The organism is Streptomyces sp. NPDC037301 (genome assembly GCF_055602785.1).
Window position 1 is genome coordinate 1 of the sequence record NZ_JBVJWD010000095.1, and the last position, 14,594, is coordinate 14,594.

General features: G+C 67.7%; 14 protein-coding genes and 4 pseudogenes. 11 read left to right on the top strand and 7 right to left on the bottom strand.

Features of this window, described 5'->3' with window-relative positions; translation table 11 throughout:
• Window positions 1-195 precede the first annotated feature (195 nt).
• Window positions 196-1,590, bottom strand: a complete 1,395-nt coding sequence (locus ACZ7IB_RS47030; RefSeq protein ID WP_470921365.1) for a hypothetical protein — start codon at window positions 1,588-1,590, stop codon at window positions 196-198.
• A 208-nt stretch (window positions 1,591-1,798) separates the two neighbouring features.
• Between ACZ7IB_RS47030 and ACZ7IB_RS47035 the strand changes: the two are divergent.
• The 7 genes and pseudogenes from ACZ7IB_RS47035 to ACZ7IB_RS47065 form a co-directional block, all read left to right on the top strand.
• A pseudogene (locus tag ACZ7IB_RS47035) lies at window positions 1,799-2,304 on the top strand (pentapeptide repeat-containing protein); the annotation flags it as partial.
• A 485-nt stretch (window positions 2,305-2,789) separates the two neighbouring features.
• A pseudogene (locus ACZ7IB_RS47040) lies at window positions 2,790-3,688 on the top strand (oxidoreductase).
• A gap of 288 nt (window positions 3,689-3,976) precedes the next feature.
• Window positions 3,977-4,630 (top strand): class I SAM-dependent methyltransferase, encoded by a 654-nt coding sequence (locus ACZ7IB_RS47045; protein ID WP_470921366.1) that lies wholly within the window; start codon window positions 3,977-3,979, stop codon window positions 4,628-4,630.
• A 31-nt stretch (window positions 4,631-4,661) separates the two neighbouring features.
• Window positions 4,662-5,177, top strand: a complete 516-nt coding sequence (locus ACZ7IB_RS47050; protein WP_470921368.1) for a tyrosine-type recombinase/integrase — start codon at window positions 4,662-4,664, stop codon at window positions 5,175-5,177.
• 88 nt (window positions 5,178-5,265) lie between these two features.
• Window positions 5,266-5,442 carry a helix-turn-helix domain-containing protein gene (locus tag ACZ7IB_RS47055; protein WP_470921369.1) on the top strand — a complete coding sequence of 59 codons (177 nt, stop codon included), beginning with the start codon at window positions 5,266-5,268 and terminating at the stop codon, window positions 5,440-5,442.
• A 24-nt stretch (window positions 5,443-5,466) separates the two neighbouring features.
• Window positions 5,467-6,560 (top strand): IS3 family transposase gene (locus ACZ7IB_RS47060; RefSeq protein WP_470921371.1). Its coding sequence is split into 2 segments (ribosomal slippage): window positions 5,467-5,737 and window positions 5,737-6,560, totalling 1,095 coding nucleotides; the frame shifts between segments, so codons are not numbered across the junction.
• Window positions 6,561-6,566: 6 nt separating this feature from the next.
• The gene (locus ACZ7IB_RS47065; protein WP_470921372.1) at window positions 6,567-6,944 is read left to right on the top strand and encodes a hypothetical protein; all 378 of its coding nucleotides are present in this window, start codon (window positions 6,567-6,569) and stop codon (window positions 6,942-6,944) included.
• Between the two features lie 43 nt (window positions 6,945-6,987).
• On the opposite strand, the gene ACZ7IB_RS47070 is transcribed toward ACZ7IB_RS47065, so the two are convergent.
• Entirely contained in the window at window positions 6,988-8,097 is a 1,110-nt protein-coding gene (locus ACZ7IB_RS47070; RefSeq protein ID WP_470921374.1) for an FAD-dependent oxidoreductase, read from the bottom strand.
• 69 nt (window positions 8,098-8,166) lie between these two features.
• Here ACZ7IB_RS47070 and ACZ7IB_RS47075 point away from each other — a divergent pair, with 69 nt between their 5' ends.
• Both ACZ7IB_RS47075 and ACZ7IB_RS47080 read left to right on the top strand, forming a co-directional pair.
• Complete coding sequence (locus ACZ7IB_RS47075; protein ID WP_470921375.1) at window positions 8,167-8,847, top strand: TetR/AcrR family transcriptional regulator; 681 nt, start codon at window positions 8,167-8,169, stop codon at window positions 8,845-8,847.
• A gap of 241 nt (window positions 8,848-9,088) precedes the next feature.
• Entirely contained in the window at window positions 9,089-9,553 is a 465-nt protein-coding gene (locus tag ACZ7IB_RS47080) for a hypothetical protein (protein ID WP_470921376.1), read from the top strand.
• A gap of 452 nt (window positions 9,554-10,005) precedes the next feature.
• On the opposite strand, the gene ACZ7IB_RS47085 is transcribed toward ACZ7IB_RS47080, so the two are convergent.
• Window positions 10,006-10,434: an SRPBCC family protein gene (locus ACZ7IB_RS47085; protein ID WP_470921378.1), complete on the bottom strand. Its 429-nt coding sequence runs from the start codon at window positions 10,432-10,434 to the stop codon at window positions 10,006-10,008.
• A gap of 278 nt (window positions 10,435-10,712) precedes the next feature.
• The gene (locus tag ACZ7IB_RS47090; protein WP_470921380.1) at window positions 10,713-11,117 is read right to left on the bottom strand and encodes a helix-turn-helix domain-containing protein; all 405 of its coding nucleotides are present in this window, start codon (window positions 11,115-11,117) and stop codon (window positions 10,713-10,715) included.
• A 264-nt stretch (window positions 11,118-11,381) separates the two neighbouring features.
• Here ACZ7IB_RS47090 and ACZ7IB_RS47095 point away from each other — a divergent pair, with 264 nt between their 5' ends.
• On the top strand, window positions 11,382-11,531 hold the full coding sequence (locus ACZ7IB_RS47095) for a hypothetical protein (protein ID WP_470921384.1): 150 nt from the start codon (window positions 11,382-11,384) through the stop codon (window positions 11,529-11,531).
• Here ACZ7IB_RS47095 and ACZ7IB_RS47100 read toward each other — a convergent pair.
• Window positions 11,462-11,808, bottom strand: a pseudogene (locus ACZ7IB_RS47100) (transposase); the annotation flags it as partial. The gene ACZ7IB_RS47095 and the pseudogene ACZ7IB_RS47100 overlap by 70 nt on opposite strands.
• 297 nt (window positions 11,809-12,105) lie before the next feature.
• Complete coding sequence (locus ACZ7IB_RS47105) at window positions 12,106-13,149, bottom strand: NAD(P)-dependent alcohol dehydrogenase (protein ID WP_470921381.1); 1,044 nt, start codon at window positions 13,147-13,149, stop codon at window positions 12,106-12,108.
• 118 nt (window positions 13,150-13,267) lie between these two features.
• Between ACZ7IB_RS47105 and ACZ7IB_RS47110 the strand changes: the two genes are divergently transcribed.
• A complete protein-coding gene (locus ACZ7IB_RS47110; protein WP_470921382.1) occupies window positions 13,268-14,191 on the top strand; it encodes a helix-turn-helix domain-containing protein in 924 nt (307 codons plus the stop codon).
• An 8-nt stretch (window positions 14,192-14,199) separates the two neighbouring features.
• On the opposite strand, the pseudogene ACZ7IB_RS47115 reads toward ACZ7IB_RS47110, so the two are convergent.
• Window positions 14,200-14,538: pseudogene (locus ACZ7IB_RS47115) on the bottom strand (transposase); the annotation flags it as partial.
• Window positions 14,539-14,594: the final 56 nt, after the last annotated feature.

A 14,594-nucleotide genomic window follows, 5' to 3' on the forward strand; every position in this document is an offset into this window, starting at 1 on the left:
GACACCCGATCCGCCGGGAACATCCCGCTTCGCGGGACGTTCCCGAAAACCAGGACCAACCCCTACAAACCAGCCCCGCCAGGCTTGACGAAACAGATAGGGGCACCCCCCCTCACGGCGGTGGCCCGGACAAGCGGAGTCCGAACTGGCCGTCCGTACGGGGGCTGTTCGCAGAGCGGAAGCGGTCGGCGACGATCATGCTGCACCGAGATCGTCGACTGTGAGGTTGTCCAGGACAAATGCGTCGCCGGCGACCCTCTTGATACCTAGCCATACGTCCCCATCAGAGGCCGGGCCCGAGCGGAAGGTGCGTACATAAGTCCGGTGCGACGCCGGATTCTGGGGCGGCAGTCTGTCGTTCCACCCAGGAGGCATGGGGTCCCCCGCCAGGGGCAGTGTGTCGAGTTTGCGGTCCGTCGTCGGCAGCAGCTTCTCCTCGTCGATCTGGGCACCCCCGTCCCGGCCGAGCACGACACGGTAGTCCGAGCCGGGGTCAGCCTGGTAGTCGAACGTGACGCGGTAGGTGCGGTTCGGCAGGAAACGGAGAGTCTGCGGCAGGGTCCGGTAGACGATGCCCGCGGTCTCGCTGAGTGTCTTGAGCGAGTAGCGACCGCTGATCGTGTCGCGTGTGTAGCCCTTGTGGGTCTCCGAGAGGTGGCTGCGTTCACCGTCGCCGGAGGCGGGCACGAAGGGGCCGAGGCCCTCATCGACGTGCTCGAAGTCCTCCGTGTGCCAGTGCTCGCCGAACTCGGGGTCAGCACCTGGCAGGCGTACGAGCCGCACGTCCGCGAAGTCCACCGTGTTGCCGGCGGCGGCCTGGTCGGCGCGCAGGGTGAGTGTCACCGCGGCACGCGCGGTGCCGGTGACAGTGAACAGCACGCGCATGCGCTGGAACATCGTGCCCCTGCGACGGCCGTTACCCAGAACACAGCGCAGTGGCGAGGAATCCGTCCAGGCGGCGGCCACCGGACCCGAACGTCCGTCACCTTCTCGGCCCTTGACGCCGGTGCCCGCGACGGACAGCACCGCCTTGCGGGAGCCGGTGCCCCGTACCCAGACCGAGGCTGCATATTCACCCGACGGCAGGGCCTCCGCTTGCTGGCTCACCGAGGCTTCTTCCGGGGCGTCGATCCGCAGGTACGGCAGGCCGTCGCCGTCATCGGTGACGTGCGCGGTGCCTCGTGCCGTCCAGCCTTCCAGGGTCCGGCCCGCGAAGGCGGGATGAGCGAGGAGACCGCCCGAGCCGTAGCGCGGAGCCGGCTGGGGCTCCGGTTCGGTGCGGTAGAGGACGTACGGCTCGATCCACGGCCGTTGATCGGCAGGCGACGAACACCAGGACCAACATCTGTGTGCCCAGCGGCCCAGGTCAACACAGTGAACCTGACAGAGAACTTCAAGCAGTTGAACGACGCCTACCGTCGGTCGGCGAGGGGCTGACAGAAGTACGAGGTGCGCGAGACGACCGAGGCGATCGTCGGCCCCCTGGCCGCTCCCCGCGGTCTGCTGCTCGGCAGATACGACGAAGGGCGCCTTCAGTACACCGGCCGCACCACGTCGCCCGCGACGCCTCCGGCCGGTGGCGCCGCCCATCCCGCCCCTCCCATCTCCTTCACTCCAGCCAGGGGCATGGGCGAAAGCGGTCGCAACGGGGATGCCAGCCCCCGACCACACTCACACGCACGCACGTGGTGACCTGGGACAACTCCGGGACGCGGTGAAGGCTCGCGCAACAGATGTCGCAACCCGGCGCGGTTCAGCGCTCCTGGGCGCAAGAGGCCGCACAGAGGGACCTGATGCGGCATTCGAGGATGCCAAGAACGAGCCCGGTGCAGCTGACTTCTACTACGGCGAAATGGAGATGCGCCGTCACGACCATCACGACACCACCCGCGCTGAACACGGCCTGCTCACCGCGTACTGGGCCCTTTCCGGCTACGGCTTGCGCGCCTCCCGCGCACTCGCCTGGTTGCTGTTGGCGATGACCACCACCGTCATGGCCATGATGCTGTGGGGCCTGCCCACCGACGGCCCGAAGCCGGAATCGACCGGGAAAGTGACGAACCAGAACATCTGGCTCACCACCGATACCCCCGCCCCGTCAACCCTTCGGGGTCACTCCACGAGCGCGTCTCGACCGAACGGTTCGAGAAGAGCCTGCGTGTGGTGGTGAACTCCGTGATCTTCCGTTCCTCCGGCCAGAACCTCACAACCGGCGGCACCTACACCGAGATGGCCTCACGCCCAACCGAGCCCGTCCTCCTTGATCTCGCCGCCCTCGCCATCCGAGGATGCACCAAGCGCTGATCCACTGACGCTTCTCATGGCAGAACGGCTGACGTTCTCGTGGCAGACGACAGTGACCTTGCGAACGGGACACCGTTACTGAGGTTTTCAGGGTGGGGCCGGTGTTGTGAGCCTCAGTCCGGACCCGGCCAGGCATCCGTCGACGAACCACGTCAAACCCGTCCTCACCCGAGCCTGGACACCTGCGTACGTTAAGCACGAGGGCACCAGCTGGCACAGCGCACGCGTCGGCGAACTGTTGGAGAACGAGACCGCTCGCCAACGTCGGAAGAACGCGGACAGTCAGGCTTCAGAACGCACACCTGACCCCCGGAAACAAGGGGCGGGACTTCGCAAGTAACAACTCCTCGCGGCACCCTCCGGTTCCCAGGTCCGCTGTGACATTCCCCCGAGGCTCCGCGCCTTCTCGCCGTGGCTGCCACCCATGCATACTCCAAGGCCGCCCGGTCGACGGGCGACGTCCGATCAAAAGGAAACTGGGAAAGATGACACTGGACACGGTCTCCGCGGCCGCCGCGGGCACCTGGCTCCTCGGCGACCTGAAGGTCAACCGGATCGGCTTCGGCGCGATGCGCCTGACCGGAAGCGCCCCCTTCCACCTCGGAACCCCCAGCGACCGCAACCGTGTGATCGGCGTGCTGCGCCGCGCAGTCGAGCTCGGCGTCAACCACATCGACACCGCGGCGTTCTACTTCTCTCGGCTGCGCTCCGCCAACGAACTGATCAACTCGGCGCTGGCGCCGTATCCGGACGACCTCGTCATCGCCACCAAGGTCGGTCCGGCCCGGGACACGTCGGGCGAGTGGACCGCCCCGGTCCGGCCCGACCAACTGCGCGGCCAGGTCGAGGAGAACCTGCGCCAGCTCGGCCGCGACCACCTCGACCTGGTCAACCTGCGCCTCATGGGCCAGGACTCCATCGCCGTGCATTTCGGGGTGCTCGCCGAGCTCCGCGTCGCCGGGCTCGTCCGGCACCTCGGAATCTCCGGTGTCCGGCCGGAGCATCTCGCCGAAGCCGAGGCGATCGCACCAGTGGTGTGTGTCCAGACCGCTACGGGATCGACGCGCGTGCCGGCGATGAGATGCTGCAGGAGTGCGCGGCGCGGAGCATCGCGTTCGTGCCCTTCTTCTCCATCGCCGGCGAAGGACGCGAGGCAGGAGCCAGCGGCGCTGAGAGTAAGCAGGTAATCGCCGTCGCCCGCGCACACGGCGCGTCGCCCGCGCAGGTCCGCCTGGCATGGACGCTGCAACGGGGCGAACATGTGCTGCCCATCCCGGGCACGGGCAACCCGGACCACCTGGTCGACAATCTGGCGGCAGGCGCATTGCAGCTGACGGATGAGGAGATAACGCTCCTCGACTCGTCCGGCCGCCACGCGACCTGAGTCCTACTACCACCCGCGCACAACCAGTTGCCGCCGTCCATCGAATTCGCAAGGTGACCCTGCACAGAACTGCCACCCGTCCACCGAGCAAACTCTGCGAACCGCAGACCACCGCCTCAAGACGCCGCAAACATCACACGCACAGGACATTCTGTGCCGGACGACATCAGAACGTCAGTGGCTGACGACACGAGATGTCAGCAGTCAGCGACACGAGGGGGCATGAAATCGTCAGCTCAACCCCATGGCCCCGGGACTCTGTCAGTGGAGGATGCCAAGATTGCCACCATGACGAACCCTGCCGCCATCACCGCCTACTGGAACGACGCTGCCCCCGATTTTGACGACGAGCCCGACCACGGCCTGCGCGAAGAGGTCACCCGCGCCGCCTGGCAGAAGCGCCTGATCTCCTGGGCGCCGGCCACCCCGGCGGATGTGCTGGACGTCGGCTGCGGTACCGGCTCAATCTCACAGCTACTGGCCGAGGCCGGGCACCGCGTCACAGGAGTGGACCTGGCACCGCGGATGGTCGACCAGGCCCGCGCCAAGCTGACGGCCGCCGGTCTCCAGGCCCGATTCCTCGTGGGGGACGCTGCGGTGCCGCCCACCGGTGACGAGCAGTTCGACCTCCTACTCTCCCGGCACCTGGTGTGGACGCTGCCCGATCCGCAGGCCGCGTTGCGCGAGTGGATTGCACGTATCCGCCCGGGCGGCACGCTCGTCCTGGTCGAGGGCCGGTGGCGCGAGGCCGGACAGGCTGGAGTCCCCTACGTCGCTGGAGCCGAGACCCTGCCCTGGCACCACGGCATCGGCGCCGACGAACTGGCAGCCGTCGTATGCCCACTCGTCACCGACCTGCGCACCGAGGACCTCAGCAGCAGCACCGACCTCTGGGGCGGACCAGTGGCCGACGAACGCTACGCGCTCATCGCTCAAATCTGATCGCACAGGCCGACCGGGCAACGAAACACGGGTGCTGGACGCCGCCGAATTCGGCCGCAACCCTCACGGATCCGAGTGCGGCGAGTTCGGTCTGCGCCGCGTCCGATTCGGCAAGGCAAAGAAGGGCTCGCCACCCAAACGCCGCACGGTACTGACCGTCTGGGACTGGACCCCCGACATCCTGGATGAGTGGTTCACCGAGGTCCGGCCGCTGTTCGGAGGTGAAGGAAATCCAGCCGCCTGGCCATCCGAGCGCGGACTGCGGATCGGCTGCCAGCTCCTCAACTCCCGTTTCATCACCAACCGCCAGGCCCTGGGCCTGGATGAAGGGCTGGACTTCCACTCCTTCCGCAGGTCCTACGTCACGCACCTGATCGAGGGCGGCTGGGACCCACGCTTCGTCCAGGAACAGGTCGGTCACGACCACGCAAGCACAACCGCGATCTACACCTGCGTGAGCTCAGACTTCCGCACGCGCACACTGCGCCGGTATCTGGACGGCACCATCGCCGCCGCCCTGGAGAGCCAGTCCGGGAGGCAAGGGTGAAGCGCAAGGTCGGCTACCATGTGGAAATTGCGCGAAGTGATGGGCGCCCAGGGCATGTTCACCACCACCGAACTGGTGTCCCTGCTGCGTGACCGCGGCATCGAGCTGTCCGCCTCACCAGGTTCACCGCTTGGTCTCCGGCACACCCGAGCGGCTGTCGCTCCAGGTCCTGGCCGCGTTCTGCGACATCTTCTCCTCCACGCCGGCAGACCTGGTCACGGGCGTTGCCCCCTTGATCGTGGACACCCTGATCATTGGATCGTGAAGATCCGAAGAACAGGAGTTCCCGTTGGGGACGTCGAAGTACTCGCCTGAGTTCCGGGCGGATGCCGTCGCGCTGTACCACTCCAGCCCGGGCGGGACGTACGCGTCGGTGGCCAAGGACCTGGGAGTCAACCACGAGACGCTCCGCACGTGGGTGCGGGACGCCGAGCAGGCCGCCCGGCCAGGCGCGGGTGAGGCCAGCGCGATGGAGAAGGAGAACCGGCAGCTGCGGGCGCGGGTGAAGGAACTCGAGCTCGAGCGGGAGATCCTTCTGCGGAGGGCTGCAAAGTATTTTGCGGGCGAGACCAGTTGGTGAGCCGCTTCCAGTTCGTTGACGATCACCATGACGCCTTCGGCGTCAAGCGGCTGTGCCGGATGCTGAAGGTCTCCCGCTCCGGCTTCTACCGGTGGGCGGCCGGCGCGGAAGCACGGGCCGGGCGGGCACGGGCGGACGCCGGGGTGCTGGTCAATCACAAGCGGGTGGCACGCGTCATGCGGAAGTTCAACATCGTCGGGCTGCACCTGCGCAAGAAGGTCCGCACCACGATCCCCGAGCCCTCGGCGACGCCGGTGCCCGACCTGCTCAAGCGCGACTTCACCGCCACCGCGCCGAACACCCGCTACGTGGGCGACATAACCTACCTGCCCGTCAGCAACGGCCAATTCCTGCATTTGGCAACGGTGTTGGACCTGTACTCGAAACGCCTGGCAGGCTGGTCGATCGCCGATCACATGCGCACCGAGCTGGTCACCGACGCACCCCGGGCCGCGGCCTCGGCCCGGGGTGCCGGCGGTCTGCACGGAGCGATCTTCCGCAGCGACAACGGAGCCCAATATGCCTCGAAGGAGTTCGCGCAGGTCTGCACGGACCCCGGCGTGATCAGATCGCGCGGCGCGGTGGGCACGAGCGCGGACAACGCCGCTGCCGAATCGTTCAACGCGACCATGAAACGCGAAACCCTCCAGGGCGCCAAACGCCGGCCTGGGCCCCGATCGGCCCGACTCGCGGTCTTCCGGTGGGCGACCCGCTACAACACCCGGAGAAGACACTCCCGCCTCGGTCAGATCAGTCCGATCGCCTACGAACAACGATCAACTACGCTGGCCACCGCCGCATAACAACCGGTGTCCACGATCAAGGGTGAAGCCCCACCGGGACCTGACCCCGACAGCATTACCGCTGCCCAGCTCCACCAGGCCGTACCCGTCGGCGACTTCTCCATCGCCCAGGTTGCGCAGGCTCTGAACACCACCACGGCGCACGCCGTCCATCTGCTGTCCCGGCACCCGGCCGATTGGAGCCCGCCCCGATTTCGCCGTACTCAGCACACGGCCACCCGTATCGGGCAATGGCGCACCTGGTACGAACAAGACCGCCTCTCGCTCCAGGACATCGCGGACCGGGAAGGAATGAGCCTCGCCACCGTGCGCCTGGCTCTACTCAAGAACGATGTCCCGCTCCGGCCCGCCGGGTCCTACCCGGGCCACCCGAGAAGAAAGTGAACTGTCCAGGCCAGACCGGTTTCCTGGTCGTATTTGGTTACCTTCAGCCAGGTTGGAAGAATGCGAGCATTTTCTGGGCGGCGTCCGGCGACGTCAGCAATTCCTGCATGTCCGCGGACATGCGGGCGGCAGCGCTGGTGCGTTCGAACATCTCGCGTTCGTATTCTTTGACGGCGGCGGGAAAGTCGTCCGGGTGCGCAGCCAGCGCGAGACCGAGCAGGGCGCCGTCGAGCAGCGCCATGTTGGCACCCTCTCCCACCGGCGGCATCAGGTGGGCGGCATCGCCGAGCAGCGTGACGCCTGGCGCCGACGGCCAGGTCAGGCCGACCGGGAGAGTGGTGATCGACCGCGGTACGACCGTGTCGTCGCAGGCCGCGATCAGCGCGGTGAACCGTGAGTCCCAGCCGGGGAGCAGGTCGATCAGGCGCGCCCGGGCGGCGGCCGAGTCGTCGAACGGGATCCCGCTGGTAGCGAACCAGTCCTCGTCGGTGTTATAGAAGCTCAGGCCGATGCGAACGCGGCCGTCGCCGTTGCGCTGCGCCGCCAGGGATAGTCCGTTGCCGAGCACCCAGTAGTTGCCGCGCCCGACCATCGCCGCGAGGTCGGGGTGCGTGCGGTCGATGTCGGGAATGCCGACCTCTACGACGTTCTGGCCGATATGCGCCGGGCGGGCGTCGGTGAGCAGCGCGCGAACCCGGGACTGCGCGCCGTCCGCGCCGACCAGCAGGTCATACGTCGCACGGCTGCCGTCGGCGAAGTGCAGCAGGCCATTGTCTGCGGATTCGAACGCGTGCCCCCAGCGCACCACGTCTTCGGGGAGGGAATCCAGCAGCAGGTTGCGCAGATCGGCACGGTCGACCTCAGGTCGCTCAAGCGGGGCGTCGTCGGGCGTGTCCTCCTGGAGCAGCAGGGTGCCATCCGGCTCGAGAAGACGCATGTCCTGGCCTTCACCACGGGCAATCGCGTAGAACTGGTCGATCAGACCGGCCTCGCGCAGCGCCCGCTGGCCGGAGTGGATGTCGAGCATGCCGCCCTGACCGCGCGCACCGCGTGACGATTCACGTTCATACACGACGGCGTCGATGCCGTTCACGTGCAGCACCCGGGCAAGGGCCAAGCCACCCAAGCCAGCTCCGACAATGGCGATGGTCATGGTTGCCTCCTTCGATACTCCGTATCGGTCGATACACTGTATCGACTGATGCGGAGTATTGTTAGCGGCATGTTGGTGTGGGAGAGGCCGGAGCCACCGAATCGCCCCGTGCCGGCCCCGCTGAACCGAGAGCGGATCGTGCGAGCGGCGATCCAGTTGGCCGACGCGGACGGCCTGGGGGCGGTGTCGCTACGCAAGGTCGCCACCGCGCTGGACGTCGGGCCGATGCGGCTGTACAGCTACATCGCTAGCAAGGAGGAGTTGCTCGACCTGATGGTCGACGCGGTCCACGCCGAGATCCGGCCGATCGGAGACGACTGGCGGGAGGTGCTGCGGTCTCTTGCCGAAACCACCCGGCAGGCCGCTCACGAGCACGAATGGCTCGCCGATCTGCTCGGTGGACGACCGCAGCTCGGGCCGCACGCGCTGGCCAGGGGGGAGGCCGTCGTGGCCGCGCTGGGCGGCGTTGATCTGGACGCCATCATGCCGGTGGTCACCGCGGTCGACGCGTACGTGATCGGTGCGGTGCGTCGGGAGATCGCCGAGCGTCGTGCCGAGCGGGCCACCGGGATGGACGAGAAGCGTTGGCAGGCCTCACTCGGGCCCTATCTGGAGCGGACCTTCGCCACCGGCCGATTCCCCGCGCTGGCCACGGTGGTGCGCGATGCCGCCCACCTGGACGCCGACCACACCTTCCGGATCGGCCTCGACTTCCTGCTTGACGGCATCGAAGCCCGCATCTCAAGGTGACGCGCGGCCAAACGGCCGGACCGGTACCGCCCACGAACCAGGCCGGCGCTGACGTGTCCTGTCTCAGTTGATCTGGTCCGAAGGCAGGGCTGTGACCTGCGGCGACCAGATCAGCTGAGACGGGCGGCTGCGGAAAATCTCAGATGATCGGGTCCCTGGCGCGTGAATGCCGACCGTTGTCTCAGTTGATCTGGTCGCCCAGCAGGCTATGCCGCTGCGAATACCGGAACATCATCGCGGGATGACGGTAGACGGGGATGCGGGGACAGCTCGACAGGCGACCATAGGCGACGCCGTCTCGCAGACAGGGAACCGTGTCGGCGGCGTGATGTGCTGGGTGTTCGCCCTGTACCTGCCTGCCCGGACGGTCTTCGGCGATCTCCACTGGGCCTTCTCGTTCTTCTCCCTGCTCCTGGGCCCGTTCGGTCTCTTCATGTGGTCCGCCGCCGCTCAGGCGAAAGAGGACACCACACGACTACGGCAGTCGGGACGGCCTGCGGTGGCGGAGCTCATCGTTGCGGAACGGATCGATCCCGCGGACGGCTCGGCGGACATCTCCGTGCTGACCCTGCGGATCAGCGGCGCGGGCGTCCCGTCCTTCGAAGCGACCTACAGGGGCGACCACGAGGAGCGCTTCCAGGTCGGGGCCCACTTCTCGGCAGTCGTGGACCCCTCCGACAACCTCTTCACCCTGAGACGCTTGTGAGTGACAGCGTTACGCCCCCACAGGCCGCTACCCACCGTGAACCGGCTGGCCTATCCCGTCCTACCAAAGGTTGACCGGCCCGCATCACGCTCCGCGCGGGCCAGAGTGCCGGACCAGATCACCTGAGTCGACGAGCGAATCGGACCGGATCATTTGAGACGGGGACCAGATCGATTGAGACGGGACATGACGCGTCGCGGTGAGGGTGGCTGAACCTCAGCGCAATCGGGCGTCTGCGTGCTGGCAGCCCGGCGCAGCCGTGACAAGCAATGGCTGGCGGTCCACCGCTCGTGTAACCCCGCTGGCCAGGGCGAGCCCGTCCTACCCGTTCCACGCACCCCGCAGGACATGGGCGTTCCCCGGCAACCTGCCCTTGACGGCTGTGCCGGACTCTGCCGAGGTCCGTGGCCGAGTGCGCCGGCCCTTACCCAGGCACGACCAGCACGTCGGGATTAGTGCCGGCTCTCCAGTAGGTCCTTGAACTTCTCCAGGTCGGTGCGGACTGTGTCCTCGATCGCGTGAACCTGAGCGAATCCCTTCGGGCCACCGAAGGTCGCCCGCACGGTGTCCGGGTCATACTCCAGCCGAACTTGCAGCTGGGTGTGCTTGTCGTCCAGCGGGTTCACGGCGAAGGCGGCCCTCAGTTCCGGGCTGTCCACCGTCCAGTCCATCACCCGGCCCTTTCCGCGATCGGCGATGCGAGTCTCGAAAGCCTGCTCGTCGTCCCCGATCCGGACGTCGAGATGGGCTCGGCTGCTGCCGTGCGCAGCGGCGCTCTTCACGCCCTCCATGAACATCGGATACTCATCGATGCGGTGCAGCTGCGCCCAGACCTCCTGCGCCGGGACATCGACGTTGACCTGTTCTTCGAGCCTGCTCATCGGGAGCCTCGCTTCCCGGCCCGGCCGCCCGGGCCATCGGTACCTCCAGCCTGCTCTGTTGCCCGCCCCCCGGCCACTCAGCCCGGTTCTGGCTCAAGATCCCCGATCCGGTCACGCTCCGTGAGTGCGGCGAGGCTTGCACAGCCAGACGGGACACCGGGGCCGAGGGCGATCTCCGAATCCGGTGACAGCGACACGCCGTCCCTCTCACCGGTGAAAACTATCGTGTCCCGTCGCAGGACCGAGGCATCGGCGTTTCCCGGCGACGCAACGGGGTGTTACGCCGACTGGCCCCCGAACCGTCGGAGCGTGCTCTCGCGCAGGTGCGCGAGCAATGGCAGTGCCCTCGACGGCGTCGAGGTACACGTATTGGTTACTGACGGGGACTGCCAGGTAGCAGGTTCCCCCCGTGCTCCGGGTGATCCTTTCGAGGGCGGGGGCAGTCGTTCACGCAGCAGGTCGTCGGTCACCGAGGCGCCACGGGCAAGTTCGGCGAAGCGGTCGGTGAGGGTGTAGACGCCGCGGCGGGTCTGCTGGGTGACATAGCCCAGTTCCTGGAGCGTGGCGAGCGGATTGTGAGTGGTGCTGCGGTTGAGCTCCGCCGCATCCGCGATGTTGCTGGTCCGGGCTCCGCGAGGGGCCGCTGCGATGGTTTCCAGTAGTTGGGCGGCGCCCTCCGGCACGGACAGTATCGCGCTGGGCCAGGAGGCCCGGCCCAGCTGCGCGATCTACTCCCTGGAACACGCCAACGGCGGCAGGATCAGCTTCGGTGGTGGCGTGCAGCTGCGCCAGTCCGGCCACAACCTCGGCGCGGCCTACGTCGCCGGAGCCTCGGTAGGGGCCGTCGAGGAACTCGCCCGTATCGGGGCCGCCGCTCTCAGCCAACCCTCTGGCGGGCGGGCGCACCGCCCCTCGGCCTCTGTGCTGCACACACAAAGGATCCACGGATGCCCCGCCTGCTGTCCCTCACCCTCGCGGCCTTCGCCATGGGCATCAGCGAGGTTGACCTGTTCCCCGGACGCTCCCCCTTTCGCGAGGCCGCCTCCTCGAGTGCGGTCAGGGTCTCCTCCCTGACCCGCATTCCGGCCACGTCGTGATGCGCCCGTGCCGTGGTGGAGTCCACACTGACCGGCGACATGTCGAACTCGTCCCTGCGGGCGGCCTCGGCGATCACCCCTTCCAGCTGGGCCTGGAAGACGCCCGCGTCCCGCCACCGCATGAAGCGGTTGCAGACCGTCTGCCAGGCGCCGAACCGCTCGGGCATCTCCCGCGCCACTGGCTGCCGGTGCGGAACCGCCAGATCACGCCCTCGAACTGCTCACGCAGCCGCTGCGAGCAGGGGCCGGACCTGCCTATCTGCGGGAACGGCTGGATGAAACCCTGTCTTCGGTTGTGATCAGAATCAGGTTCTTCGCCCTGGTCGGGGTGGTTGTCTGAGATGAAAGTGTTCTCACCCAGGACCTGACGCAGAGGCCCCGCGCCACAGCGCGGGGCCTCTTGACCAGAGCGGAAAGAGCAGGATCACCCCATGCAGAATCGTCCGCTGGCTTGAGACCAACGCCCCGGCCGACTTCGAGACCCTGAACCCGTCGGCCACCGATGCCGACATCCAGGCTCTCGCTGACACTCTCGGCCATCGCATGCCGTACCCACTTGGTAAAGCGGCGCGGCTCAGATCGTCGCCGTGTCGATCACGAAGCGGTAGCGCACGTCCGAGGCGAGCACACGCTCGTACGCCTCGTTGATCCGGCTCGCCTCGATCAGCTCGATCTCGGCACCGAGGTCGTGCTCGGCGCAGAAGTCGAGCATCTCCTGGGTCTCGGCGATGCCGCCGATCATCGAACCGGCGAGGGTTTTGTTGCCGCCGATCAAGGAGAACAAGTTCAGGGCGACGGGCTCCTCAGGGGCGCCGACGTTCACCAAGGCGCCGCCCGTCTTCAGCAGGCTCAGATACGCGCCGAAGTCCAGGGGCGCCGACACCGTGGAGAGGATGATGTCGAAGGTGCCGGCCAGGTTCTCGAAGGTGGCCGGGTCGCTGGTGGCGTAGTAGTGGTCGGCGCCCAGCTTCAGGCCGTCGTCCTTCTTGCGCAGCGACTGGGAGAGGACCGTGACCTCGGCGCCGAGGGCGTGCGCGATCTTGACGGCCATGTGGCCGAGGCCGCCCAGGCCGACCACGGCGACCTTCTTGCCGGGGGCCGCGCCCCAGTGCTTGAGCGGGGAGTACGTAGTGATGCCGGCGCAGAGCAGCGGCGCGGCCACGTCCAGAGACAGCCCGCCCGGTATGCGGACGGTGAAGTTCTCGTCGACGACGACCTTCTGTGAGTAGCCGCCGTAGGTGGGCTCGCCGTCGCGGCCGATGGCGTTGTACGTGCCGACGTTCCCGCGCACGCAGTGCTGCTCCTGCCCGGCCTTGCAGTTCTCGCACTCGCGGCAGGAGTCGACCATACAGCCGACGCCGACCCGGTCGCCGACCTTGAACTTCGTCACGCCGGAGCCGACCTCGGCGACGACGCCGGCGATCTCGTGACCGGGCACCATCGGGAAGATGGCCTCGCCCCAGCCCTCGCGGGCCTGGTGGATGTCGGAGTGGCAGATGCCGGCGAACTTGATGTCGATGAGGACGTCGAACTCGCCGACCGTGCGGCGCTCGATGGTGGTGCGCTCCAGCGGGGCCGTGGCGCTGGGGGCGGCGTATGCAGCAACAGTCGTAGTCATGTTCTCCAGAGTGCCTCCTCACAGCCTGTTCACCCAGGTCACCGCTTTGCGTACGTCCAGTGGTCCTACTACTGACAGGGTCAGGCTCCTGGTCGTACGACCGGGAATACTTGGGGTCATGGACGACACCCCCGCCACGGACGACGGACAGGCAGCCCTCCCCGACGGCCTCGACCGCCGGGCCGAGCTCAGCGAATTCCTGCGCACCCGGCGGGCTCGGCTCAAGCCGGAGGATGTGGGAATCCCCTCGCACGGGCGGCACAGGCGGGTGCCAGGGCTGCGGCGCGAGGAGCTGGCACAGCTGGCCGGGGTCTCGGTGGCGTACTACACACGCCTGGAGCAGGGCAACGGGCGCAATGTGTCGGCGGAGGTGCTCGACTCGATCGCGCGCGCCCTGCGCCTGACCGACGCCGAGCATGCGCACCTCACCCACCTCGCCAAGCCGAAGCAGCAGCGCAGGAAGTACCGGGCGCCCAAGCGGCAGCAGGTGCGGGTGGCGCTGCAGCAGCTGCTCGAGTCGATGGAGGGCGTGCCCGCGTACATCGGCGGGGCGCGCTCGGAGATCCTCGCCTGGAACCGAATGGCGGCGGCGCTGTTCGGCGACTGGGGCAAGCTGCCGCCCGCGGAGCGCAATTGGGCGCGGCTGACCTTCCTCTCCCCCGACTACCGCGAGCTGTTCCTGGACTGGGACTCCAAGGCGTCCGACATGGTCAGCTATCTGCGGCTGTACGCGGGCCAGCATCCGGAGGACCCGGACCTGTCGGCGCTCGTGGGTGAACTCTCGGTCAAGAGCGAGGAGTTCAGGCGGCTGTGGGCCACGCACGACGTGAAGGAGAAGGGCCACGGCGTGAAGCGGATGCGGCATCCGCTGGTCGGCGACCTCACCCTTGCGTACGAGACGATGCATCTACCGGACGACCACGAACAGTTCCTGTGCGTGTACCACGCGGAGCCGGGCTCCGCGTCGGCGGAGGCTCTGCGCCTCCTCGCGAGCTGGGGCACGGACTCGGTACGGGCGGGCAGTCAGACACCACGCCCTTAGGCCCCGCGATGACGATAGGGGTTGAGTGGGCGGGTGCGGTAGCGGGGCAGCAGCCTGGGCCCGAGACCGCCATAAGGCAGCCGGTGGGGTTCGGCCGTCTCGACGTGTGCAGTCGTCTCGCCCTTGACCTGCAGCGCGTAGGCCGGGCCCCGGTCCTCGTGGGTGGTCCGGAAGCCGGCGTTCGCGCCGTATCCGGCATCCGCGACGAGCACCGCGGGCCGCAGCCCGGCCGCGGCCAGTTCGTCGAGCATCTCCAGGGCGAGCTGCCACTTCGGGCGAATGATACTCGACGTCGGGGATCCCGGAGCGGTGGGGTCCCCCGACCCGCGCCCCGGGGGACGCCCCACCGGTGGGGAGGAAAAAACACACAGAAAAAAGAAAAAAAAAAAGGGCGGGGGAGGAA